This is a genomic window from Janthinobacterium sp. PSPC1-1 (assembly GCF_049897625.1).
Lineage (GTDB): Bacteria > Pseudomonadota > Gammaproteobacteria > Burkholderiales > Burkholderiaceae_D > Janthinobacterium > Janthinobacterium tructae.
This window is the reverse complement of record NZ_JAFCWP010000006.1, coordinates 370,729-393,821: the sequence shown is the minus strand read 5'-3', so window position 1 is coordinate 393,821 and position 23,093 is coordinate 370,729. Positions and strand designations below refer to the sequence as shown.

At 61.4% G+C, this 23,093-nt stretch carries 20 protein-coding genes; 5 read left to right on the top strand and 15 right to left on the bottom strand.

Features of this window, described 5'->3' with window-relative positions; translation table 11 throughout:
• Positions 1–72 precede the first annotated feature (72 nt).
• Together ACP7EG_RS20605 and ACP7EG_RS20600 are read left to right on the top strand one after the other, a co-directional pair.
• Positions 73–1,725 (top strand): VRR-NUC domain-containing protein, encoded by a 1,653-nt coding sequence (locus ACP7EG_RS20605; RefSeq protein WP_426089086.1) that lies wholly within the window; start codon positions 73–75, stop codon positions 1,723–1,725.
• Positions 1,722–3,983, top strand: coding sequence for a helicase C-terminal domain-containing protein (locus ACP7EG_RS20600; protein WP_426089085.1), 2,262 nt, complete (start codon positions 1,722–1,724; stop codon positions 3,981–3,983). The genes ACP7EG_RS20605 and ACP7EG_RS20600 overlap by 4 nt, the downstream gene beginning before the upstream one ends.
• On the opposite strand, the gene ACP7EG_RS20595 is transcribed toward ACP7EG_RS20600, so the two are convergent.
• From ACP7EG_RS20595 to pstS, 14 genes are all read right to left on the bottom strand, one after another.
• On the bottom strand, positions 3,980–4,708 hold the full coding sequence (locus ACP7EG_RS20595) for a LytR/AlgR family response regulator transcription factor (protein ID WP_426089125.1): 729 nt from the start codon (positions 4,706–4,708) through the stop codon (positions 3,980–3,982). The two genes, ACP7EG_RS20600 and ACP7EG_RS20595, sit on opposite strands and share 4 nt — an antisense overlap.
• Positions 4,709–4,719: 11 nt before the next feature.
• Positions 4,720–5,796 (bottom strand): sensor histidine kinase, encoded by a 1,077-nt coding sequence (locus tag ACP7EG_RS20590; RefSeq protein ID WP_426089084.1) that lies wholly within the window; start codon positions 5,794–5,796, stop codon positions 4,720–4,722.
• Positions 5,797–5,802: 6 nt separating this feature from the next.
• Entirely contained in the window at positions 5,803–6,618 is an 816-nt protein-coding gene (locus tag ACP7EG_RS20585; RefSeq protein WP_426089083.1) for a LiaI-LiaF-like domain-containing protein, read from the bottom strand.
• Positions 6,608–6,991 carry a LiaF transmembrane domain-containing protein gene (locus ACP7EG_RS20580; protein WP_426089082.1) on the bottom strand — a complete coding sequence of 128 codons (384 nt, stop codon included), beginning with the start codon at positions 6,989–6,991 and terminating at the stop codon, positions 6,608–6,610. The genes ACP7EG_RS20585 and ACP7EG_RS20580 overlap by 11 nt, the downstream gene beginning before the upstream one ends.
• Positions 6,992–7,375: 384 nt before the next feature.
• Positions 7,376–8,290 (bottom strand): NAD-dependent epimerase/dehydratase family protein, encoded by a 915-nt coding sequence (locus ACP7EG_RS20575; RefSeq protein WP_426089081.1) that lies wholly within the window; start codon positions 8,288–8,290, stop codon positions 7,376–7,378.
• 228 nt (positions 8,291–8,518) lie between these two features.
• A complete protein-coding gene (locus ACP7EG_RS20570) occupies positions 8,519–10,465 on the bottom strand; it encodes a UvrD-helicase domain-containing protein (RefSeq protein ID WP_426089080.1) in 1,947 nt (648 codons plus the stop codon).
• Positions 10,466–10,498: 33 nt separating this feature from the next.
• Positions 10,499–11,695 carry a selenoneine synthase SenA gene (gene senA / locus ACP7EG_RS20565; protein WP_426089079.1) on the bottom strand — a complete coding sequence of 399 codons (1,197 nt, stop codon included), beginning with the start codon at positions 11,693–11,695 and terminating at the stop codon, positions 10,499–10,501.
• A gap of 88 nt (positions 11,696–11,783) precedes the next feature.
• Positions 11,784–13,100 carry a phosphate regulon sensor histidine kinase PhoR gene (gene phoR / locus ACP7EG_RS20560; protein ID WP_426089078.1) on the bottom strand — a complete coding sequence of 439 codons (1,317 nt, stop codon included), beginning with the start codon at positions 13,098–13,100 and terminating at the stop codon, positions 11,784–11,786.
• Positions 13,101–13,112: 12 nt separating this feature from the next.
• Positions 13,113–13,802, bottom strand: coding sequence for a response regulator (locus tag ACP7EG_RS20555; RefSeq protein WP_034755074.1), 690 nt, complete (start codon positions 13,800–13,802; stop codon positions 13,113–13,115).
• A gap of 5 nt (positions 13,803–13,807) precedes the next feature.
• Positions 13,808–14,518: a phosphate signaling complex protein PhoU gene (phoU, locus tag ACP7EG_RS20550; RefSeq protein ID WP_071078202.1), complete on the bottom strand. Its 711-nt coding sequence runs from the start codon at positions 14,516–14,518 to the stop codon at positions 13,808–13,810.
• 48 nt (positions 14,519–14,566) lie between these two features.
• Positions 14,567–15,349, bottom strand: coding sequence for a phosphate ABC transporter ATP-binding protein PstB (gene pstB / locus ACP7EG_RS20545; RefSeq protein ID WP_373629715.1), 783 nt, complete (start codon positions 15,347–15,349; stop codon positions 14,567–14,569).
• Positions 15,350–15,387: 38 nt separating this feature from the next.
• Positions 15,388–16,284 (bottom strand): phosphate ABC transporter permease PstA, encoded by an 897-nt coding sequence (gene pstA, locus ACP7EG_RS20540; RefSeq protein ID WP_096234765.1) that lies wholly within the window; start codon positions 16,282–16,284, stop codon positions 15,388–15,390.
• Positions 16,281–17,252 carry a phosphate ABC transporter permease subunit PstC gene (gene pstC, locus ACP7EG_RS20535; RefSeq protein WP_225240714.1) on the bottom strand — a complete coding sequence of 324 codons (972 nt, stop codon included), beginning with the start codon at positions 17,250–17,252 and terminating at the stop codon, positions 16,281–16,283. The genes pstA and pstC overlap by 4 nt, the downstream gene beginning before the upstream one ends.
• 207 nt (positions 17,253–17,459) lie before the next feature.
• Positions 17,460–18,509, bottom strand: a complete 1,050-nt coding sequence (pstS, locus tag ACP7EG_RS20530; RefSeq protein ID WP_426089077.1) for a phosphate ABC transporter substrate-binding protein PstS — start codon at positions 18,507–18,509, stop codon at positions 17,460–17,462.
• 271 nt (positions 18,510–18,780) lie between these two features.
• Here pstS and ppk1 point away from each other — a divergent pair, with 271 nt between their 5' ends.
• The 3 genes from ppk1 (at position 18,781) to ACP7EG_RS20515 (ending at position 21,685) form a co-directional block, all read left to right on the top strand.
• Positions 18,781–20,874 (top strand): polyphosphate kinase 1, encoded by a 2,094-nt coding sequence (gene ppk1 / locus ACP7EG_RS20525; RefSeq protein WP_096234764.1) that lies wholly within the window; start codon positions 18,781–18,783, stop codon positions 20,872–20,874.
• A 25-nt stretch (positions 20,875–20,899) separates the two neighbouring features.
• Positions 20,900–21,358, top strand: a complete 459-nt coding sequence (gene sixA / locus ACP7EG_RS20520; protein ID WP_426089076.1) for a phosphohistidine phosphatase SixA — start codon at positions 20,900–20,902, stop codon at positions 21,356–21,358.
• Positions 21,359–21,556: 198 nt separating this feature from the next.
• Positions 21,557–21,685, top strand: coding sequence for a hypothetical protein (locus ACP7EG_RS20515; RefSeq protein ID WP_257224845.1), 129 nt, complete (start codon positions 21,557–21,559; stop codon positions 21,683–21,685).
• A gap of 194 nt (positions 21,686–21,879) precedes the next feature.
• Here the strand turns inward: ACP7EG_RS20515 and ACP7EG_RS20510 are convergent, their stop codons facing one another.
• On the bottom strand, positions 21,880–22,995 hold the full coding sequence (locus ACP7EG_RS20510) for a polyamine ABC transporter substrate-binding protein (RefSeq protein ID WP_096234762.1): 1,116 nt from the start codon (positions 22,993–22,995) through the stop codon (positions 21,880–21,882).
• Positions 22,996–23,093: the final 98 nt, after the last annotated feature.

Here is a 23,093-nt window from a genome sequence, read left to right as displayed (position 1 = left end):
CGGCGGAAGGTTTAAACTGTATATAAACACAGTAAAAGTCATCGCCTTGCCACTTGCCCTATTACCATCCCCATGCTGAGAGTCCTGGAAAATCCCCTGTACTATCTGGACAATTTCCAGGACGTGCTGAACTGGATAGGCGCCCGTTATGCCGATCTGCTGAGCGCTGAAGAAACGCAGTTCATCGCCGCATTCGGCGCATTGCCGCAGCCGTCGCGCGCGCTGTTCGTGCGCCTCGTCATGCGCAAGGGCTGTCTGTTTCGCGCCAGCAAGCTCAATTACCCGGAAATCGGCGACACGCGCGCCGCCGCCCTGCCCTTGCTCGCCACGGGCTGGGTCGAGGCCGATCCCGTCATTGCGCTCGATGAGCTGTTCGAGCAACTGCTGAAAGGGGAAATCGCCCAGGCCTTCCACCTCGCCACGCCCCTGAAGGCGGCGCGCAAGGCCGAGCAGCTGGAAGCCTTGCGCGAGCAGCATGCGGACAATAAAGCGTTTTCCGCATGGCATCCGGCCTCCGGCGACGTGCTGTACCGCATCGGCCTGCAAGCGCTGTGCGACCGCCTGCGCCTGATTTACTTTGGCAACTATCACCAGGACTGGTCGGAATTCGTGCTGTCCGACCTCGGTGTGTACCAATACGAAAAGGTGGAATTCTCGCCGCAATCGCGCGGCTTTCGCACGCGCCAGGATATCGAACACTATGAAGTGCTGCACCAGTGCCGCGAACGCTACAACGACAGCGCGCCGGCGGACGAGGTGCTGCAGGAACTGGCCGCGTTGCCCTTGTCCGAGAACAATACCTGGCTGGCCAGCCGGCGCGACAAGCTGCGTTTCCAGATCGCCCAGCATCTGGAGAAATGCCAGGACTGGCCCGCCGCCTACCGCGCCTACGCCGATTGCCGCTATCCGGGCGCGCGGGGCCGCGCCATCCGCGTGATGGAAAAAGATGAGCAGCCGCAAGCGGCCTACGAACGCCTGATGATCGCGCTGGCCGCGCCGGAAAGCGAAGCGGAACAGCAATTGCTGCTGCGCATGGCACCCCGTTTGCGGCGCAAGCTGGGCCATGAAAAACAGGCGGCCAACGTGGCGGCCAGCGTCGAGCGTATCGACCTGCTGCTACCGTATCCAGGCGAAGCGTACTACGTGGAAAGCGTGGTGCAGCAACATCTGATGCAGGACGACGCACCCGTGTATTACGTGGAAAACACCCTGATCAACTCGCTGTTCGGACTGCTGTGCTGGCCCGCCATCTTCAAAGCCATGCCGGGCGCCTTCTTCCACCCGTTCCACCGTGGCCCGGCCGACTTGCACAGCGCCGATTTTCACCAGCGCCGCAGCCTGGACTTCGCCGCCTGCCTGGCGCAGCTGGACGACGGCACCTATCCAGCGACGATACGCGCCACGCTTGCCGCCAAGCACGGCGTCGTCTCGCCCTTCGTCAGCTGGGACGTGCTCAAGGATGGCTTGCTGGACCTGGCGCTGGCCTGCATCCCGGCCAAGCACCTGAAGAAGGCGTTCGAGCGCATCTTGCTCGACATCAAAAGCAACCGCAGCGGCTTTCCCGACCTGATCCAGTTCTGGCCGGCAGAGCAGCGCTATCGCATGATCGAAGTCAAGGGTCCGGGCGACCGCCTGCAAGACAACCAGCTGCGCTGGATCGCGTATTGCGCCGAGCACGCCATGCCCGTCAGCGTGTGCTACCTGCAGTGGCAGGTGGCCACATGAGCGCCAGCAGGTACACGATCGCCGTGCGCGCCCTGTGCGAATTCACGGCCAAGGTGGGCGACCTGGACTTGCGTTTCACACCATCGCCCACGGCGCAGGAAGGCATGGCCGGCCACGCCACCGTCACGAGCCGGCGCGACGACGATTACCAGCGCGAAATCAGCCTGTCCGGCGACTTTGGTCCCCTGCATGTACGGGGCCGCGCCGATGGCTACGATCCGGCCCGGCGCCAGCTGGAAGAAATCAAGACCTACCGCGGCGAGCTGGACGCCATGCCCGCCAACCACCGCCAGTTGCACTGGGCGCAGGCGCGCATCTATGGCCATTTGCTGTGCCGGCAGCTGAACCTGCCCATGCTGCGCGTGGCGCTCGTGTACTTCGACATCGTGAGCCAGAAAGAAACCGTCATGCACGAGGAATGCACGGCCGAGGCGCTGCGTCTGTTCTTCGAACAGCATTGCGCCCTCTTCCTCGACTGGGCCGAGCAGGAAATGGCGCACCGCGCCAGCCGCGACGCGCAGCTCACCAGCATGGCCTTTCCCCATGCGGACTTTCGTCCGGGCCAGCGCCAGCTGGCAGAAGCCATGTACAAGGCCAGCAGCCGTGGCTGCGGCTTGCTGGCGCAGGCGCCCACGGGCATCGGCAAGACGGTGGGTAGCCTGTTCCCCATGTTGAAAGCGACAGCCGCGCATGGCCTCGATAAACTGTTTTTCCTGGCCGCCAAGGTGCCGGGCCGGCAAATGGCGCTCGACGCCTGCGCCATCCTCAAGGATAGCGCGCCGCTGCTGCCCTTGAGGGTGCTGGAATTGAGCGCCAAGGCCAGCGCCTGCGAACATCCGGACAAAGCCTGTCACGGCGAATCGTGTCCGCTGGCCAAGGGTTTTTATGACCGCTTGCCGCTGGCGCGCGAAGTGGCGCTGGCCAGCGGTTTAATTTTGGACAAGGAAGCCGTGCGCGCCATCGCCTTGCAGCAGGGTATCTGCCCCTACTATCTGGGCATGGAATTGGCGCGCTGGAGCGATGTCGTCATCGGCGACTACAATTATTACTTCGACCTCAGCGCCATGCTGTACGGCATGACCCTGGCCCACGACTGGAAAGTCAACGTGCTGGTCGACGAAGCGCACAATATGGTGTCGCGCGCGCGCAGCATGTATTCGGCCGAGCTGGAACAGATCAATCTGAAGCTGCTGCGCAAGTTCGCGCCCGAAGGGCTGAAAAAGCCGCTGGACCGCCTCTCGCGCCAGTGGACGGCTTTATTAAAAGAACAGGATGGCGATTACCACGTGCATCCCGCCTTGCCCGAGAAATTCTTTGGCGCCCTGCAAGGGGTGGCCACGGCCATCGGCGACTACCTGGCCGAGCATGCGGCGGCGCTGGATGAAGACTTGCAGCGCTTTTATTTCGACGTGCTGCTGATCAACCGCCTGGCAGAGAGCTTTGGCGCGCATTCGCTGTTCGATGTCAGCAAGACTGACACGGGTAGCACTGTGTGCATCCGCAATATCGTCCCTGCCCCATTCCTCAAGGAACGCTTTGCGGCCAGCCACTGCACGGCCCTGTTTTCCGCCACCCTGAGTCCCTGGAATTACTACAGCGACACCCTGGGCATGCCGGCCGACACGGCCTGGGTCGACGTGGAATCGCCGTTCCAGGCGGAGCAATTGTCCGTGCGCGTGGCCGACAGCATTTCCACGCGCTACCAGCACCGCGCCGCGTCCTTGCTGCCCATCGCCCAGCTGATGGCGCGCCAGTACGCAGAAACGCCGGGCAACTACCTGGCCTTCTTCAGCAGCTTCGACTACATGGAAAAGACGGCCACCCTGTTTGCCCAGCACTATCCCGACGTGCCCATCTGGCAGCAGCCGCGCCGCATGGATGACGCTGCCCGCGCGCAATTTTTGGGCCGTTTCGGCCTGGAGACGCGCGGCATCGGCTTTGCCGTGCTCGGTGGCGCCTTTGGCGAAGGCATCGACTTGCCCGGTGCGCGCCTGATCGGCGCCTTCATCGCCACCCTGGGTTTGCCGCAGATCAACCCCGTCAACGAGCAGATCCGCCAGCGCATGGGCGATCTCTTCGGCGCCGGCTACGACTACACCTATCTGTATCCTGGCATGCAAAAAGTGGTGCAGGCGGCCGGCAGGGTCATCCGCACGCAGTCGGACAAGGGCGTCGTGTACCTGATCGACGACCGTTTTTCGCGCCCGGAAATCCGCCAGCTCTTGCCCACCTGGTGGGATGTGCAGCTGGCCAGCTAGCCAACCAGCAATTTGAGCTTCTGGTAGCCCGCCTTGCTCACGGGGATCCGCGTATCATCGCGCAAGATGGCCACGTGGCTGTCTTTGGTAGCCGCCTCGATGCGGCGGATACCGTCGATATTGAGCAGATACGACCTGTGCACGCGCAGGAACTTGGCGGGATCGAGCTGGGCTTCCAGCTCCGCCAAGGTCTGGCTTTTCAGGTAGGACTTGCCCTCGGAACGGATGCTGATGTAATCGTCCTGCGCCTCGATGTAGTCGATGCGGGCGCTGGCGATCACATGGACCTTGGCGCCGTCGCGTATCAGCACGCGGTCCAGCGGCGCGGCGCGCATGGCCGCCTCGCGCGCCAGCGTTTGCACAGCCTCGGGCGTGCTGCGGTGGGCGCGCGCATGGGCCAGCGCCTGGTCGAAGCGCTGTTCGCTGAACGGTTTCAACAGGTAGTCCAGGGCATGGCATTCGAACGCCTTCAGCGCATACTGGTCGTAGGCCGTGACAAAGATCAGCTTTGTCTTCGCGCCGATCAGCTCGGCCACTTCAAAGCCGTCCAGGCGCGGCATCTGGATGTCGAGAAACACCAGCTCCGGTTCCAGTTCCGCGATGGCCTTGACGGCATCAAAACCGTTGGCGCACTCGGCCACGATGTCGATATCGTCATGGCGCGCCAGGTATTCGCGCAACACGCTGCGTGCCAGCAATTCGTCATCGACGATGGCCACCCGCATTCTTGCCTGCATCATGCTTCCTCCGTGTCGCCGGTCTGCGCCGGCATGGAAATCATCACTTCGAAATACCCGTCGCGCCGGCCCCAATGCACGCTGGCCTCGTGGCCATACGCGCCGGCCAGGCGCTGGCGCACGTTCTGCAGCCCTACGCCATTGCCGCGAGCTGGCCCTTGATCCGCATCCACCGGGTTGCGCACGGCAATCTGCAACAGGCTGCCCGCGCGCCGCACCTCGATATCGATCAAGCCGCCCTCCGTCAAGCCGCAGATACCATGCTTGACGGCATTTTCCACCAGCGGCTGTATCAGCATGGGCGGCAGCAGGCACGCCAGCGCGGCGGCGTCGATGGCTTCCGCCACTTGCAGGCGTGCGCCGAAACGCACTTGCTCGATGGCGAGAAAATGGCGGATCAGTACCAGTTCCTGTTTCACGGTAATGTGCTTGTGCGCTTCCAGGCTCAGGCTCTGGCGGAAGAAACTGGCCAGCTGCACCGTCATCTGGCGCGCGCCCGCCGCATTGATGGACGTCAGGGCGCTAATGGAGTTCAGGCTGTTGAACAGGAAATGCGGATCGATCTGCGTGCGCAGCATGCGCAATTGCGCTTCCTGCGCCATCAGCTGCGCTTCCAGGCCCCGCTGTTCGGCCATCCTGGCGCGCACGAATTCCAGCAACAGATAATGCACGGCGGCGGCCAGGCAATACAGCAGCGCGCCCAGGCCGAAGAACAGGGCCAGCAGCGACTGCGTCAGGTCCACGCCCAGCCAGCGCAGCTCCAGCAACAGGCTGACGCTGTTCAGAAATTGCAGCAAGGTGGCCCACAGCAAGCCCGCAAACAGGGCCGCCACGCCCATCACGCCGGCAATGGCGAGTGGATGGCGCGCGTGCAAGGGATAGGCGCGGCACAGGTAAAACGCGGAAAAACCCGAACCGATCGCATACACGAGCGTGGCGGGCACCACCAGCAGCACGGCGTTAAGCCAGGGCGCACGGGCCACCCTGGCCAGGATGAACGCCAGCGCCAGGCCCAGCGCGATGCACACCAGGAACACCACCACGGCGCCGCGCCGCTTCGACAAGGGCCCGGACATGCGCGCCTAGTTGCGGATTTCCAGGCCGCCCATGATGGCGTAGCCCGTCACGTACAAACGCTTGTTCTGGTTCGGTGGCACGATGGTCTTTTCTTCGAAGCCACCGAGGATGGGCGTGCCCTGCAACACCACGCTCCAGTCGGGCGGAATCTTGATGGTGACGCCGCCACACAAGGCGAACACGTTGAGCACGGCTTCGCCTTCGATCGATGCCTGGCGCAAGTCAATTTCGCAGCCGGCCATGATGACATTGATATCGCCGCCCCTGAAGCGCTGCGACGACACGCGCCGCACATAGCCACCGAGGATGGCCGTCACTTCGATGATGCTGTCGTCGTCCGCCTGGCCGCTGGCGCCGGGCGCTGCACTGGTATCGGCGGCGTCCTTGTCCAGCGACACGGCGCCATTCCTGGCCTGGCCGAAAGAGTCAGGCGCTGCCGTGCTGTCTTGCTGCGAGGCAAAGCGCCGGCGGCGCTGCCGCTGCTGTGCGCCGGGCAAGGACTTCGACACCACGGCCACGCCCAGGCCGATGATCAGCAAGGGCCACAGCAAGTCCCAGTTCATGTAAAAGATACCCATGTGCTTGAGGGTCCAGACCACGCCCAGCAGCACCAGCATGCCACCCAACAAATAGCCGTTCGCGCTGCGGCTTTGCGACAGTTTCAGCAAGCCAAACACGATCAGCGCCGTGGGCCAGAAGCGAAAGGTGTAGCGCACATTGATAAAACCGAGGTTATCGAGCAGGAACAACAGCCCCAGGCCGATGACGATGACGCCCAGCACGATCTGCGATGGCGAGTGCAGCGGCGGTTTATTTTTCATGCTCGGACTCCCGGTAGGCAATAAAATGTTTGTTCAGCAGCGGTTCCAGCACCAGGCCCACGCCCCAGGCGATCAGCAAGGCTGGCCAGCTATTGTAGAAATTTAAATTCCACAGTTCTTCGTACGACACATACCACCAGGCAGCAAAAAAGATCAGCCACAGGCCGCTCAGTACCTGCTTGGCGGACACGGGCGTGAGCAGCTTGTTGAGGCCGAAGACGACCAGTATCAGCGGCCAATAATGCCATAGAGCATAGTAATCGTGGAGATAGATCACATCGAGCCGGTCCAGCAGGATGATGGCGCCGATGGCGATCAGCAGCACGCCCCACAGCAGCTGGGTACGGCGGCAATAAGCTGGTTCAGGTTTCACGGTCGCCCCTTGAAGTTGGTTGATCGTAAAGATACGCGGATTTCGGCCGCGCGAGAACTGCGTTTCGGCGAATGGCGGACAGGCGACGGTGAATGGCGCAGGGGCCGGAACGACAGGCAAAAAAAGACCGGCTAGGGCCGGCCTTGAAGGGGTTCGCAGTACACACCACGACCTGGAGTTGCAGTGCACAGCCGCATGGCCGCATGGCGCAAACGCGAACAGAAATCTGGTGCCGATCCTTGAGGCGACCGGCTGACCTGCTGGAAGATCGAACATGCCGCCAACTTCACGGCAGTGCGTCTCAACCAAGCAAAGCCATCATACTCCTGATCGCAAAACAGCACCGTTCGCTAGCGCACACAGATGTCGCTTTGCTGAGCTGCATCAAACGGCGATGGCGTGCGGCGGCTGGAGCATGTCGTGCTTGATCCACTCCAGCACCGATGGCCCCTGCGGCTGCCAGCCCAGCAGGGTGCGCGCCCGTGCGCCGCGCACGCGGCTGTTGGAACCGAGGCCGTAGGACGCCATCTCATAGCCCCATTCGGCGATCGCCTCGGGCAACGGCCAATCCTGCGCGGGACCCAGGTCCAGTGCCTTGGCGATGGCGGCCGTCATGTCGCGGAAGGCCGCTTCGCCCGACTCGACAAAGTAAAACGTGCCGGCCGGAGACTTTTCCAGCGCCAGCAAATACAGGCTGACGACGTCGTCGATATGCACGTTCGACCAGATGTTGCGGCCCGGCCCCACGTGGCGCACGATGCCACTCTTGCGCGCCTGTTTCAGCAGGCGTGGCAACTGCACGCTGTCGCGCGGCAAGGCGCCGTGGCCGTAGATCAGGGTGTTGCACAGCACGCTGGCGCGCACGCCCTTGTTTGCACTGGCCAGCACCAGCTCATCGATGGCGACCCGGGCCACCTTGTCCGCCGTGGGCGCCGGCAACTTGTCTTCAAAGTAAATCTGCTCTGTGCCCTCGCCGCCCGAGGCATCGCCCACGATGGACGAGCCGCTCGTGTGGAGGAAAGGCTTGTTGCTGCCAGCCAGCGCTTCAATGATGGCTTCGACGGCGGCCCGGTGGTCGCTGCTGGCCGCATTGATGACGGCATCGGCCGCCTTCGCCTGCTCGATGAGCAGTTCGCGATCATTGAGCGTGCCGACGATGCCTTGTACGCCGATGGTAGCCAGCTCGGCCACCTGTTCCGGCTTGCGCACGAGGCCCGTGACCTGATGGCCGGCGCGCACGAGGCCCGCCGCGATGGAACTGCCGATGAAACCTGCTGCACCTGTCAAAAATACTTTCATACCGTGGACGCCAAACAAAACCTACTGCGCGTCGCGCTTTGCGGCCTGCGATGCTCACCGTGCTGTAGCACGGTTGCGCTTCTTAGCCACAAATCATCGCCGCTCGCTACGGTTTTGTTAGGCGTCGTTCCTCCTTGGTTAGCTTTGTTAATTCAGATCAAAAGCGATCACATGAACAAAGTATGCCCGCTTTCGTCTTTCACAAAAAGCGGCCGCACGGCAAAAGATTTATGCTTTCGGCGCAACAATCTTGTTTTTCAGCTGCAGGGCGGCGATGTAGCGGCTTCGCCAGGCGGGGTCCTCCGGCGTCAGCAAGGTGAGCCTGTCGCGCGCGCGCGTGGCGGCCACATAAAAACGGTTTTCCTCTTCCAGCGGGTCGGTCTTGCTGCGCGGGAATTCATCGACGGCCAGGTAAGGCAAGATGACATGGTTGTATTCGAGGCCCTTGATCTGGTCGATGCAGGCGATCACCAGTTTGGCCTTGCCGGTCGAGACCGTCACGGCTTCTTCCATCTCGCCCAGCCAGCCGGCAAAGCCACCGAGCGCCACGCCCGCTTCGCGGCACACGGCAATGAAACCGTGCAGGGAACGGGCGACAACCCGCGCCTGGGCCGGGTCGACATAGATGCGGCGCGCCGTCTGTTCCAGCTGCATCAGGCCAAAAATGTGCTGCAGGGCGTCGCCCGCCAGAGCATCGGGAGGCAGCGCGCGCAGGTAATCGACGGCGGCCAGGGTCAGCGCCGCCTTGTCCTGGTTGTGCGACTTGGCCAGCTGGTTGGTCAAAAAGCCTTCCAGCAAATCCGGATAGTTGGCCACGTCGGCCTTGGCTTGCTGGAGCTCACCGCGCGTAAACGGGATTTCCGCGAAGGCCACCAGCGCTTCGAGAATCTCGCCACGGCGCGGGCCGCTCTTGATCGCATGTAAATCCTTGCGGGCGATGGCGACCATGCCGCGCAGCATCAGCACTTCCAGGCTCAACAGATAGCTGTTCATGTCCACCAGGCTATACGCGATGCCGCTCTGGAACAGGGCCGTTTCCACGCGGATGGCCTGGTCGCGGTCGCGCAGCAAGATGGCCGTGGTGCCCGCATGCGCGTGTTCGAGGGCGGCGATCAGCTGCGCGCTGCACGCCTGCGGCTGCGTATGGTCGTACTCGAGCACGTCGATATGCGTGGCGCGCGACAGGGCCGACACGCTGGCCTTGTTTTTCAGCACGCCCACGGCCTGCGCCAGCTGGGGGCCGTAGCGGTAAGATGCCGTCAGTGGCAGGCGCTGCAAGGCGGGAAATTCCTGCTCGAAGCGCTGGCGCAAGAAGCGGTGATCGGCGCCCGACCAGGTATAGATGACTTGATCCTTGTCGCCGGCGCCGCAGAAAAACGCGTTGCCACGGCGTATCAGCATGGTCAGCAGGCGGAACGACGCTTCGTTCAAATCGTGCAATTCATCGGCCACGATGATCTGGAAGGCCGGCAATTGCTGGCGCAGGGGTTCGTCGCCATCGAGCATGCGCACCAGGTCGTAGGTGGCGTCGAACGGCGCGCGGAACTGGATATCGCCCGTGTCGGCGCCGCGCAAGGCTTCGTATTCGCGCAGCCACAGATAATGCGTGCGCGACATGCCCAGCAGCTCCAGGTTGTCATCGAGGGAATTGCTCTCGAAGTCAGGATTTTGAAAATCCAGGCGCGCCTTGGTGCGCAACTGCAACTTCAGGAATTCGGCAATCGCCCCGTTGGTCGTGTTGATTTCCAGCGGATAGCGGTGAGCATACTTCTCAGACACCACTTCCAGTGCTTCCCACGCCACGGGGCGCAGCTCTTCATCGCTGCGCATGGATGCCACTTGCATGTTTTCCAGCTGCAGCAGCACCTTGGCGGCAAAGGCGTCGAAGGTGTCGATGACGAGGCGCTTGACGACACCGAGCGGCACGCCCACTTCCAGCAGGCGCTGGCGCAGGGCCACGCGCGCCGCTTCCGTGAAGACGAGGGCCAGCATGCGTTCGGGCGCGCGGCCCCGGTGCAAGGCCTCGGCCAGGCGCAGGGCCAGGGTCGTCGTCTTGGCCGCGCCGGCATTGGCGTCGATCAAGACCACTTTCTTTTGCGCCGTCTGGATGGCGACCTGCTCCGGCGTGGGCGTGATGCGTTTTGGAATGAACTGCGGGGCGTTATCTGTACTCAAGGGTATCCTGAAATGATGTCTGTTCTCGGCGCGCTACCAGGCGCAGGTGCGCAGGCCGGCAAAGATGTCGCCCCGTTCGGGCGCGTGGAAGGCGCGCATGCGGGGCGAATGCAGGCGCGGCGGCGTGGCGAAGGCGGCGCCGCGCAGCACCTGGTGCTGCATGAAATACGGCGCCGAATACTCGCGCCAGGCATCGGGCGCAAAGCCCGGATACGGCTCGAATGGCGTCGCCGTCCACTCCCATACCTGGCCCCAGTGAAAGCGCGGGTGGCCGGACAGCGCAGCATACTCCCATTCCGCCTCCGTCGCCAGGCGGCGCCCCGCCCAGGCGCAGTACGCTTGCGCTTCATACAGATTGATGTGGCGCACGGCTTCATTCGGCGGTAAGGTGGTGCGCTGTCCGAAACGCATGGTGCGCCACTGCGTCGCTTCGCGCAGCCAGTACATGGGCGACGAACGCTCCTGCCGCATCAGCCAGGCGCTGCCGGCCGCGCTCCAGAACTGGCGGTTCTGGTAGCCGCCATCGGCGACAAAATCGGCAAACTGGGCGTTGGATACGGCGCAAGCATCGATGGAAAACGGCGCCACATAGCAGGCATGGGGCGGCGATTCATTGTCGAAGGCAAAACCGGCCCCGCGCGGCGAGCCCAGTACGATGGAGCCGCCTGGAAAGGCGATCTCGCCCGCACCTGGCGGCAAAGCCGGGCTGGCAGCCAGGGATTCGGGGGCTTCCAGGCCCAGCCATTGCAAGCCGGCCAGCATTTCCTCGCCACACAAGTCTTCCTGCGCCAGCGCCAGCCGGTACGGCGCCAGGGCACTGTCGACGTTGGGTTCGCGCGAGAGTTTATCGAGCACCCGGTCGAGCACTTCGCGGCAATACGTTTTCACGGCGCCCGGACTGGGCAGTTCCAGCTTCCAGCGCGCACGCTGCTCCAGCATATTGGCGTCGAACATATCGTCGCCGCGCGTCAGCAGGGAATTGTAGATGGCGTCGGCCGGATGGCTGGAAGCGGCTTCGCGCAGGATGAACCACTCGGCGAACCAGGCGATATGCGCGAGCTGCCATAACGGTGGATTGAGGCGCGGATGGCGGGGCAGGCCAGCCACCACGTCCAGCCCGGCACTGACATAACAGTCGAACAGGGAAAGCGTGTTCTGGCGCGCAGCCTGCAGCGACTGGGCCAGTTGCTGCGCGCCGGCGTGGCGAAAAGAAGTGTTAATTAAAGTCATGGCACGATTGTAACGACTTATGCCAACATTGCACCAGTCGCCGCAGAAACAGGGAGGGAACTCCCCTCCCCGGGACTACTTGACCAGACTACTTGACCAGCAACTCGCCCTGCAGCGGCGTGACGACGGACTTCGGCATGCTGACGATGAAGCTGCTGCCCTTGTCGGCCACGGACTGGATGGCCAACGTGCCGCCGTGGCGCAGCAGCACGTGCTTGACGATGGCCAGGCCCAGGCCCGTGCCCTGGGTTTCGCGAGAACGGCTCTTATCGACGCGGTAGAAACGCTCGGTCAGGCGCGAAATATGTTCCTGGCTGATGCCGATGCCCGTGTCTTGCGCGATGAATTGAGGTCCGGCCGGACCATCCTGCCAGCGCAGGGTGATGCTGCCGCCGGCCGGCGTATAGCGCACGGCGTTCGAGGCCAGGTTGCCAAACGCGCTGTACAGCTCGTCGTAGCTGCCCAGCACGTCGGGACCGTTGCATTCCATCTTGATGTCGTGCTTGCCGGCCGACAGGCCCTTGGCGTCGCGCAAGACCTGCTGCATGAGCTTTTTGATATCCACCGGTTCGGGGCGCAGCGGGTAGTCGACCGATTCCAGGCGCGACAGGGTCAGCATGTCCTCGATCAGATGCTGCATGCGGTGGCCCTGCTCCGTCATCAGCTTGAGGTGAGCGGCGCGCGTGGCGGCATCGAGGTCCAGCTCGGCGGAAGCGATTTCCAGGAAGCCGACGATGACCGTCAGCGGCGTGCGCAGTTCGTGCGAGGCGTTGGCGATGAAGTCGCGGCGCATCATTTCGATGCGTTCCGTTTCCGTCACATCGTGCGTGACGAGGATCTGGCGGCGGTTTTCAAACGGGATGATTTGCACGATCAGCTTGCGGTTGCGGAAAGTGATCGTCAGCGGCTGGTCGTAGCGGCCCAGGATGATGTAATCCATGAACTCGGGGCTGCGGATCAGGTTGGTGACGCGCATGCCCTTGTCGCGTTCGTGCGTCAGGCCCAGGTGTTTCTCGGCGGCCGGGTTGCACCATTCAAGGAACAGCACATCGTCCATGATGACGACGCCGTCCGGCAGCAGGTGCATGGCCTGGCGGAAACGCGCCAGCCATTCCGTCAGCTCGGCCTGGTTTTTCTCGTCGTCGCGGCGCATGCGGTACAGGCGCGCGAAGATGCTGGTCCAGGCGCCCCAGCCGTCGGGCAGCTTGGCGCTTTGCGGATTGTCCAGCCAGTTACTCAGCTGGAACAGATACGACAGCTGCACGAACACCATCATGGCCATCAACACGAAGGCGATGCCCAGCGCATACGTGGCGCCAAACAGATACCAGACGATGGCCACGCCCAGCAGCGCCAGCACCATGCGCAAGGCGGCCGGTACCCAGAACAGCAATTTCGGATTCATAAGAGACAGGCTTTATTTTTCAGACAACATGTAGCCGACGCTGCGCACCGTCTTGATCAGGCTTTCCGCCTCTTTCAAGGCTTTGCGCAAGCGCAATACGTGGACATCGACCGTGCGTTCCTCGATCACCACATGGTCGCCCCACACCTTGTCGAGCAGTTGGCTGCGCGAAAACACGCGCTCCGGATGGGCCAGCAGGAATTTCAGCAGCTTGTATTCGGCATGGCCGATATCGATCTTCTGTTCATCCATCATCACGGTGCAGCTGACGGGGTCCAGCGCTACGTTGCCGGCGCGCATGGGCGCCTGCGCGTGTTCCGGACTCTTGCGTCGCAACAGCGCTTTGGCGCGCGCCAGCAGCTCGCGCGGCGAGAACGGCTTGGTGACGTAATCGTCGGCCCCGCTGTTCAGGCCGGCCAGCTTGTCTTCTTCCATGCTCTTGGCGGTGAGCATGATGACGGGGATGGCGGCGAAATTGCGGTCGGCGCGGATGCGCGACAGCAGGCGCAAGCCCGTCTGGTCCGGCAGCATCCAGTCCAGCAGGATCAGGTGCGGCGTGCGGTGCTGGATGAATTCCCAGGCATCGGCAACGTTTTGTACGGAACAGCAATTCCAGCCGGATTCGCGCAGCGAATAGGTCACCAGTTCAACGATGGCCGGCTCATCTTCAACAATCAATACCGTGGTTTTATCAGATGCCATAAAGCTTACTCAGGGAGCTCCTCGGAAATGGCGGGAGCAGCCACCTTGGTGTGGCGGATGTCCTTGCCTTCAACCACGTAAATCACGTATTCGGCGATGTTTTTCGCATGGTCGCCGATCCGTTCGATGGCCTTGGCCACCCACAAGGTATCGAGAGCCGCCGAAATCGTGCGCGGGTCTTCCATCATAAAGGTGATCAAGTTGCGCATGATAGACCGAAACTCATGGTCGATGATGGCATCTTGTGCAATTAATTGTAAGGCCTGCTTGCCATCGTTGCGGGCAAACGCGTCCAGCGCATCGTGCAGCATGTCGGTGGCCGTGTTGGCAATGCCGCGCACCATCTCGTAATGGTTGACGACGCCGTTGCCCCGCTTGTGCAGATTCTTCGCCACGCGGGCGATTTTGGTCGCCTCGTCGCCTACGCGTTCGAGGTCGGTAATCACCTTGATGGTGGCCATGATGGTGCGCAAGTCGTTGGCGGCCGGCTGGCGGCGCACGATCAAATGGCTGCAGGCGTCGTCCAGCGACACTTCCAGCTGGTTGACGACGTCGTCTTCGCGCATCACGCGGTCGGCGCGTTCCGGGTTGCCGATGCGAAAGCACGTCATCGCGTCGAGGAACTGGGTTTCAACGATGCCGCCCATCAGGAGCACTTTCGAGCGGATCGCTTCGAGTTCGTTGTCGTATTGCTTGGATGAATGTTCGCCTAACATGCTGTCTCTCCGTATTCAGTTGTCTTGTATGTCGTTATTCTGGGTGGATCAGCCGAAGCGGCCCGTGATGTAATCCTGCGTTTCCTTGCGGGCCGGATTCATGAAAATCTGGTCCGTTTCGCCGAATTCCACCAGCTCGCCCAGGTACATATAGGCAGTGTAGTCGGAGCAGCGCGCCGCCTGCTGCATATTGTGCGTCACGATGGCGATCGTGTAATCCTGTTTCAGTTCGCTGATCAGCTCTTCCACCTTCGAGGTCGAGATCGGGTCCAGCGCCGAGGTCGGCTCGTCTAACAGCAAGACATCCGGCTTCACGGCCACGCCGCGCGCGATGCACAGGCGCTGCTGCTGGCCGCCCGACAGCGACAGGCCGCTCTTGTTCAGCTTATCCTTGACTTCGCCCCACAGCGCGGCCTTTTTCAGGGCCCACTCGACGCGCTCATCCATCTCGCCCTTCGACAGGTCTTCATACAGGCGCACGCCGAAGGCGATGTTGTCGTACACGGACATGGGAAACGGTGTCGGCTTCTGGAACACCATGCCGACCTTGGCGCGCAGCATGTTGACGTCCTGGTCCGCGTCGAGCACGTTGCGGCCGCGGTACAGGATCGAGCCTTCCGCGCGCTGGCCCGGATACAGGTCATACATGCGGTTCAGGGTGCGCAGCAGGGTCGACTTGCCGCAACCGGACGGGCCGATGAAAGCCGTGACCTTCTTTTCGTGGATGTCCAGATTGACGTTATGCAAGCTTTGCGTTTTGCCGTAAAAAAAGTTCAGGCCCGAAATCTCGATGGTTTTTTTCTTTGGTGCCAGGTCTTGTGCTGGATTCATTTGCGTATTCATATGGGTTCGCTTCGCTCGGTATCTGTTTAATTAGGGACTTTTTGGCTGAACACGGTGCGCGACAGGATATTCAAGGCCAGCACGCTGAAGGTGATCAGCAGTGCGCCGCCCCAGGCCAGCGAGCGCCAGTTGTCGTACGGGCTCATCGCGAACGAGGCGATGACGGACGGCAAGTTGGCCATCGGCGCATTCATGTTGAAGCTTTGGAACTGGTTATTCAGGGCCGTGAACAGCAGCGGCGCCGTTTCGCCGGCGATGCGGGCCAAGGCCAGCAGCACACCAGTGATGACACCGGCCTTGACCGCGCGCAAGCGCACCAGGGTGGCGACTTTCCAGCGCGGCGCACCGAGGGCAAACGCGGCTTCGAGCAGGCTGTTCGGTACCAAACGCAGCATATTGTCCGTCGTGCGCACCACCACCGGCACGGCGATCAGCGACAGCGCGATGGCGCCCGCGTAACCGGAGAAGTGTTTCACGTGCGCCACGTACAGCGCATACACAAACAGGCCGATGACGATCGATGGCGCCGACAGCATGATGTCGGTGACGAAGCGCGTCACTTGCGCAAACTTGTTTTCTTCGCCGTATTCGGCCAGGTAGATGCCGGCCAGGATACCGATCGGGGTGCTGACGACAGTCGCCAGGCCCACCATCAGGGCGCTGCCGACGATGGCATTGATCAAGCCGCCGCCTTCGCTGCCGGGGGCCGGCGTGGTTTGCGTGAACATATCGATGGACAGGGCGCCGAAACCCTTGATCACCAGCGTGAACAAAATCCACACCAGCACGGCCAGGCCCAGGGCCATGGCGGCCACCGACAGGGCGATGCCGATGCGGTGCATCAAGAGGCGCTTGCGGTAGACAGGGTTCATGGCCGGCTTGGCCGGAACGTCGTGCGTGCTAACTTGGCTGAGTTGGCTCATTTCGTGCCTTCCTTGCGGGACATGCCTGCCAGCATCAGCTTGGCGGCGGATAAGACGATAAAGGTGATGACAAACAGGATCAGCGCCAGCGAGAACAGCGAAGCGACGTGCAGCTCGGACTGCGCTTCGCCGAATTCATTCGCCAGCAGCGAGGTGATGCTGTTACCGGCGGCAAACAGCGACCACGACAGCTTGTTGGCGTTACCGATGACGAAGGTCACGGCCATGGTTTCACCGAGTGCGCGGCCCAGGCCCAGCATGACGCCGCCGACGACGCCGGTCTTGGTGTATGGCAAGACGATCTTGCGCACCACTTCCCAGCGTGTGCAACCCAGGCCGTATGCGGATTCTTTCAGCACGGCAGGCACGATTTCAAACACGTCGCGCATCACGGAAGCGATGAAAGGGATGATCATGATGGCCAGCACCAGGCCGGCCGTCAGCAAGCCGATGCCCATCATGGGACCGCTGAACAGCTGGCCGATGACGGGCACGTTGCCCAAGGTGGCTTTCAGGATGGGCTGGACGTGGTCGGCAAACAGGGGCGCAAACACGAACAGGCCCCAGATGCCGTAGATGATCGATGGCACGCCGGCCAGCAGCTCGACAGCCGTGCCCAGCGGGCGGCGCAGCCAGGCCGGGCAGATTTCCGTGAGGAACAGGGCGATGCCGAAGCTGACGGGGAAGGCGATCAGCAGGGCGATGACGGACGTCACCAGGGTGCCGATGATGGGGATCAGGGCGCCGTACTGGTCATTGACGGGGTCCCATTCTGCCGACACGATGAAATGCAGGCCGAAGGTCTTGAAGGCCGGTATCGATTCCATGATCAGCGAGATGATAATGCCGACCAGGACGATCAGCACCGACAGGGCGAACAGCATCGTCACCTTGTGGAACATGAAATCCTGGAAGCGCTGCTTGCGCATGGTGGAAAGCATTTGCGCGTGACTGATGGAATCGGTCATGGTGCCGCCTGGCATGGGGATCGTGGAGGAGGTAGATTGTGCGCTCATAATGTGCCATGTGGGTGGTACTGCAGGTACTGCTATTTTTATCGTGCTCTTTTAGCCGGGAACGCCTGCAAGGGCTTGCGGGCGGTCCTGGCTAACTCCCTGCCCCGCCGTGCTGCTGGCGGGGACAAGGATGGGTACTTATCTGGTCAATCTATCGAATTAATAGATCGCTTTGCCCGATGCATCTTTCAAATTGGCTTTCCACGATTCCTGCACCAGTTTCACGACCGATGCTGGCATCGGCACGTAATCCAGTTCAACGGCAGCGGCGCCGCCGTTCTTGTAGGCCCAGTCGAAGAATTTCAGGACTTCTTTAGCCTTGGCTGCGTCAGCCTGGACTTTGTGCATCAGGATGAACGACACGCCCGTGATAGGCCAGCTGTTCTTGCCAGCCTGGTCGGTCAGGACCACGCCGAAGCCTGGGGTTTGCGTCCAAGGTGCCGAAGCGGCTGCTGCCTTGAAGTTTTCGTCGTCAGGCTGCATGAAGTTGCCGTCCTTGTTTTGCAACTGGGTGTGCGACATCTTGTTTTTCTTGGCGTAAGCCCATTCGACGTAGCCGATCGAACCCTTGATACGCTGCACGTTGGCGGCGACGCCTTCGTTACCCTTGCCGCCCACGCCCACGGCCCATTTCACAGCCGAGCCGGCGCCGATTTTCGATTTGAATTCCGGGTTGGTTTTCGACAGGAAGTCGGTGAACAGGAAGGACGTGCCCGAACCGTCGGCGCGGTGCACCACGGTGATTTCCGTATCCGGCAGCTTGACGCCACTGTTCAGCGCGGCGATTTCAGGCGCGCTCCACTTGGTGATCTTGCCCAGGTAGATGTCGCCGACGACTTTACCCGTCATTTTCAGCTGGCCTGGGGTTACGCCGTCCAGGTTGACGATGGTGACCACGCCGCCCATGATGGCTGGGAACTGCATCAGGCCAGCTTCTTCCAGCTCTTCTGCCTTCAAAGGCATGTCCGAGGCGCCGAATTCAACAGTCTTGGCCTTGATTTGCTTGATGCCAGCGCCGGAGCCGACGGACTGGTAGTTCAGGCCGTTACCGGTGTTGGCTTTGTATGTTTCAGCCCATTTGGCGTAGATCGGGTACGGGAAGGTTGCACCAGCACCTGTCATATCTGCCGCCATGACGGAAGCGGAAGAAAATGCCATCGCTGCCGAAGCACCCACGACGATAAATTTGAACATTTGCTTCATTTGCATATCAAGTCCTCAGGGTTGTTAGGGCTCAAAGTCCCGGTTGAATGCTGCGCAGTCTAGCAAGCGAATATGACAGCTTTATGACATGGGTAAAAAATCCTGAAATAATTAGCTACGCCCCGAGGAGTACCCTTTTCGTCATGAAAAATGACAGGACGGGCGGCGCTTTATGACAGCGTATGTCACGCTTACGTCATATTTCATGATTACACTCACAGCGCGTCATACATGATGAAATACGGCTAGAATTAACTATCTGCAAAGACAAAAGAATATGAAACCTGAACTGCACATGGAAGTGACCAAATCGGGCATCCTGCTTGACCGCGAACTGTCGCAACTGACTTTCAACCGGCGCGTGATGGCCCAGGCGGAAGACCCGAACATTCCGCTGCTCGAGCGCCTGCGCTACCTGTGCATCGTCAGCAGCAACATGGATGAGTTCTTCGAGGTGCGCGTGGCCAGCCTGCTGGCGGCCGGCAGCATCGGCGGTACGCTGGCGGGCCACCCTGCCCTGGCGGCCAACCTGGAGCGCATCGGCAAGGAATGCCACGCGCTGGTGGAGCGCCAGTACGAGATATTAAATAACGACGTCTTGCCGGCCCTGCGCGAAGCGGGCGTGCATTTGCTGCGCGACAGCGACCGCAACGAGGCGCAGCGCGCGTGGGTGAAGCAGTATTTCGACCGCGAAGTGCGCCCCCTGCTGACACCGATCGGCCTGGACCCGGCTCACCCGTTCCCGCAAGTGGTGAATAAAAGTCTCAATTTCATCGTTTCGCTGAGCGGCAAGGATGCGTTCGGACGCGGCACGGCGATCGCCATTGTCAAGGCACCCCGCGTCTTGCCACGCGTCATCAAGCTGCCGGACGACATTTCCGGTGACGGCGTGTCCTTCTGTTTATTGTCCTCCGTCATCCATGCGCACATCTCGGACCTGTTCGCCGGGCGTGAGGTGATTGCCTATTCGCAATTCCGCGTCACGCGCGACAGCGACCTGTGGGTCGATGAAGACGAAGTCAAGAACCTGCGCCAGGCCCTGAAGGGCGAACTGGTGGGGCGCCAGTTCGGCACCTCAGTGCGCCTGGAAGTGGCACGCAATTGTCCACCGGAACTGTCGCAGTTCCTGCTCGACCAGTTCAGCCTGGACCAAAGCCGTTTGTACAGAGTCAACGGCCCCGTGAATCTGGTGCGCCTGTCGGAAATGATCGACCACGTCAAGCAGCCCGAGCTGCGCTTCCCGCCCTTCTTCCCCGGCCTCGCGCACAAAGCCATCGGCAACGACATCTTCGCCGCGCTGAACAAGCACGACATCCTGCTGCACCATCCCTATCAGTCGTTCCAGACGGTAATCGACTTCATCCGCAGCGCCGCCTACGATCCGTCCGTCGTCGCCATCAAGCAGACGATCTACCGCACGGGCATGAATTCGGACTTGATGGAGTCACTGATCACGGCGGCGAAGATGGGCAAGGAAGTGACCGTCATCGTGGAATTGATGGCGCGTTTCGACGAAGAAGCCAATATCAACTGGGCCGACAAGCTGGAACAGGCGGGCGCGCAAGTCGTGTACGGCGTGGTGGGCCTGAAAACCCACGCCAAGGTGGCGCTCGTCATCCGCCGCGAAGACGGCGCGCTGCGCTTCTATGCCCACCTGGGTACCGGCAATTACCACCCCACCACCACCAAGCTGTACACGGATTTTGGTTTACTGACGGCCAACCAGGACCTGGCCGTGGAAGTGAACGAAGTGTTCATCCACCTGACCAGCCTGACCAAGCCGCACAACCTGAACCATTTGTGGCTGGCGCCGTTCGGCCTGCAAAGCGAAATCATCAAGGCCATCCGCAACGAGGCGAAGATCGCCCGCTCCGGCCGGCGCGGGCGCATCATCGTCAAAGTCAATGCGCTGGTCGATGAATCCGTGATCCGCGCCCTGTATGCGGCCTCGACTGATGGCGTGAAGATCGACCTGATCGTGCGCGGCGCCTGCACCCTGAAGCCGGGCGTGCCTGGCCTGTCGGAAAACATCAAGGTGCGTTCCGTGATCGGCCGTTTCCTTGAGCACAGCCGCATTTACTACTTCCGCAACGACCTGGCGCACGATGTTTACCTGGCCAGTGCCGACTGGATGAGCCGCAACCTGTTCCGCCGCGTGGAAGTGGCCTTCCCCGTGCTGGACCGTGCGCTGAAGCGGCGCGTGATCGCCGAGGGCCTCAATCCGTATTTGAAGGATAATACGAATGCATGGGAACTGGAGCCGACGGGCCACTACGCGCGCCGCAAGCCGCGCGGCAAGCAAACGCCGTTCAGCGCCCAGCAGTATTTGATGCACACACTGGGCACGCCGGGCGCGGAGGTCGGCGAATAGGCAATTCTACACACAGGAGCACAGCATGGATCTCATCTTGTGGCGACACGCAGAAGCCGAGCCGGGCCTGCCCGACCTCGAACGCGCCCTGACCATCAAAGGTCAGAAACAGGCGCGCCGCATGGGCGAATGGCTGGCCTCGCAACTACCGGAAAATTGCCGCATCCTCGTCAGCCCCGCCTTGCGCACCTTGCAAACGGCGGAAGCGCTGGGGCGCAAGTTCAAGCTGATGCCGGAACTGGCACCGGGCGCCGAGGCGGAAGACATCCTCAAGGCGGCCAACTGGCCAGCCGGCAAGGAAACCGTGCTCATCGTCGGCCACCAGCCCACCCTGGGCCAGGCGGCCGCCCTGCTGCTGACGGGCGAGGAGCAGGAATGGGAGATGCGCAAGGCCAGCGCGTGGTGGTTTTCGCAGCGCGAGCCGGGCGACCCCATCAGCGTGTATTTGAAGGCCGTGATGGCGCATGATTTGGTGGTGAAATGAGGGTGGTGAAATAAGGGTGCTGAAGCAGGAAATGCACAAAAAGTGCGCTGGGACAAATACTGGCAGGAATTGCAACTCGGCAGCCTTGTAAAGCGCTGCCGATCTGCTAGAGTTTAATTGCATCAACTACGTGCAAGAGCCCTGCTCCGGCACCTTGAGCAACCCAGCGGACGGCCGTCCAACGGCGGCTGAAAGACCATGTTAATCACCTTCCTCGTTTTTCTCTTCATCGCCATCTTCGCCGCCATCATCGGCTTCGTCGCCTTTGAACTGATCGAAGAAATGCGCGGCAGTCACCACAAGCTGATGGACCGCTACCACGAGTAGTGTTCACCTCGGCACTATCGCATGGCGCCAGTGACGGCCTACCGGCCCGTCCCTCGCGCCATCCTTGTATCTCCCGACAAAACTTACTGCGCGTCGCGATTTGCAATCTGCGATGCTCACTGTGCTAAAGCACAGTTCCGCTTCTCGATCACAACTCCCTTCCGCTCGCTACAGTTTTGTAGGGAGCTATTACCTCAAACTCCCGTCTTGAACTTCGTATAAATGCGCGTCATCAATCGGCGGATATCGGCCGTGGTCGCTTCTGGCGCCGCCATGCGCTGCTTGTCGGCATCCGACAGGAAGATGGCCTTGTTCTCGCCGATATCCTTGCGTACATATTTGATGCTGGCCGGATTCGGATTCGCGTAAAACACCTTGTTGCTCAGGCTGGCATGCACTTGCGGGCGCAAAATGTAGTTGATGAACAGGTGCGCATTGTTCGGATGCGGCGCGTCGGCGGGGATGGCCATGGTATCGAACATCAGCGCGGCCGTCTTCGGCACCAGCACCTGGATCACATTGCCGTTTTTCGCATCGATGGCGCGCTGGCGCGCGATATTGATGTCGCCCGACCAGCCCAGCGCTACGCAGACGGAACCGTTGGCCATGTCGTTGATGTAGCCTGACGAACTGAACAGGGTTACGTAGGGGCGGATCGCTTGCAGCACCTTGCCCGCTTCCTGATAGTCGCCAGCCGTTTTCGAGTACGCGGGCTTGCCCAGGTATTGCAGGGCGGCCGGCAGCACTTCCGACGGCGAGTCGAGGAAGGACACGCCGCACGATTTCAGCTTGGCCGCGTATTTCGGGTCAAAGATCAGGTCCCAGGCATTGTCGGGCATGGGCATGCCGCCCAGCGCGGCCTTGACCTTGTTGACGTTGATGCCCACCGTCGTGTAGCCCCATAGCCAGTCGACCAGGTAATCGTTGTTCGGGTCGATCTTCGACAGCTTGGCCTGCAGGTTCTGGTCCAGGTTGCCCAGGTTCGTCAGCTTGCTCTTGTCGAGTTTGCGCAACAGGCCCGCATCGATCTGCAGGCGCGCCCACTGGGCCGTTGGCACCACGATATCGTAGCCGGACTTGCCCGCCACCAGTTTCGCATTGAGGATTTCGTTATTATCGAAAACGTCGTAGCGTACCTTGATGCCCGTTTCCTTCTCAAAATTCTTGATCGTATCGTCGCCGATATAGTCGGACCAGTTATAGATGTTCAGGACCTTCTCTTCCTGAGCGTGGGCAGGCAATGCCAGCACGGCCGCCGCCAAGGTCAGTCCCACTCCAATGCGCCGTCCTGCTTGCCATGTGTGTGCCATCGTACCGCCTCCAGAAGAATCAGAAAATAGTGACGATGATAGCAAGAAGGGCGGCATCAGGTCTAGCCTGATACCGCCCTGCTTTAGATTATGCCGAT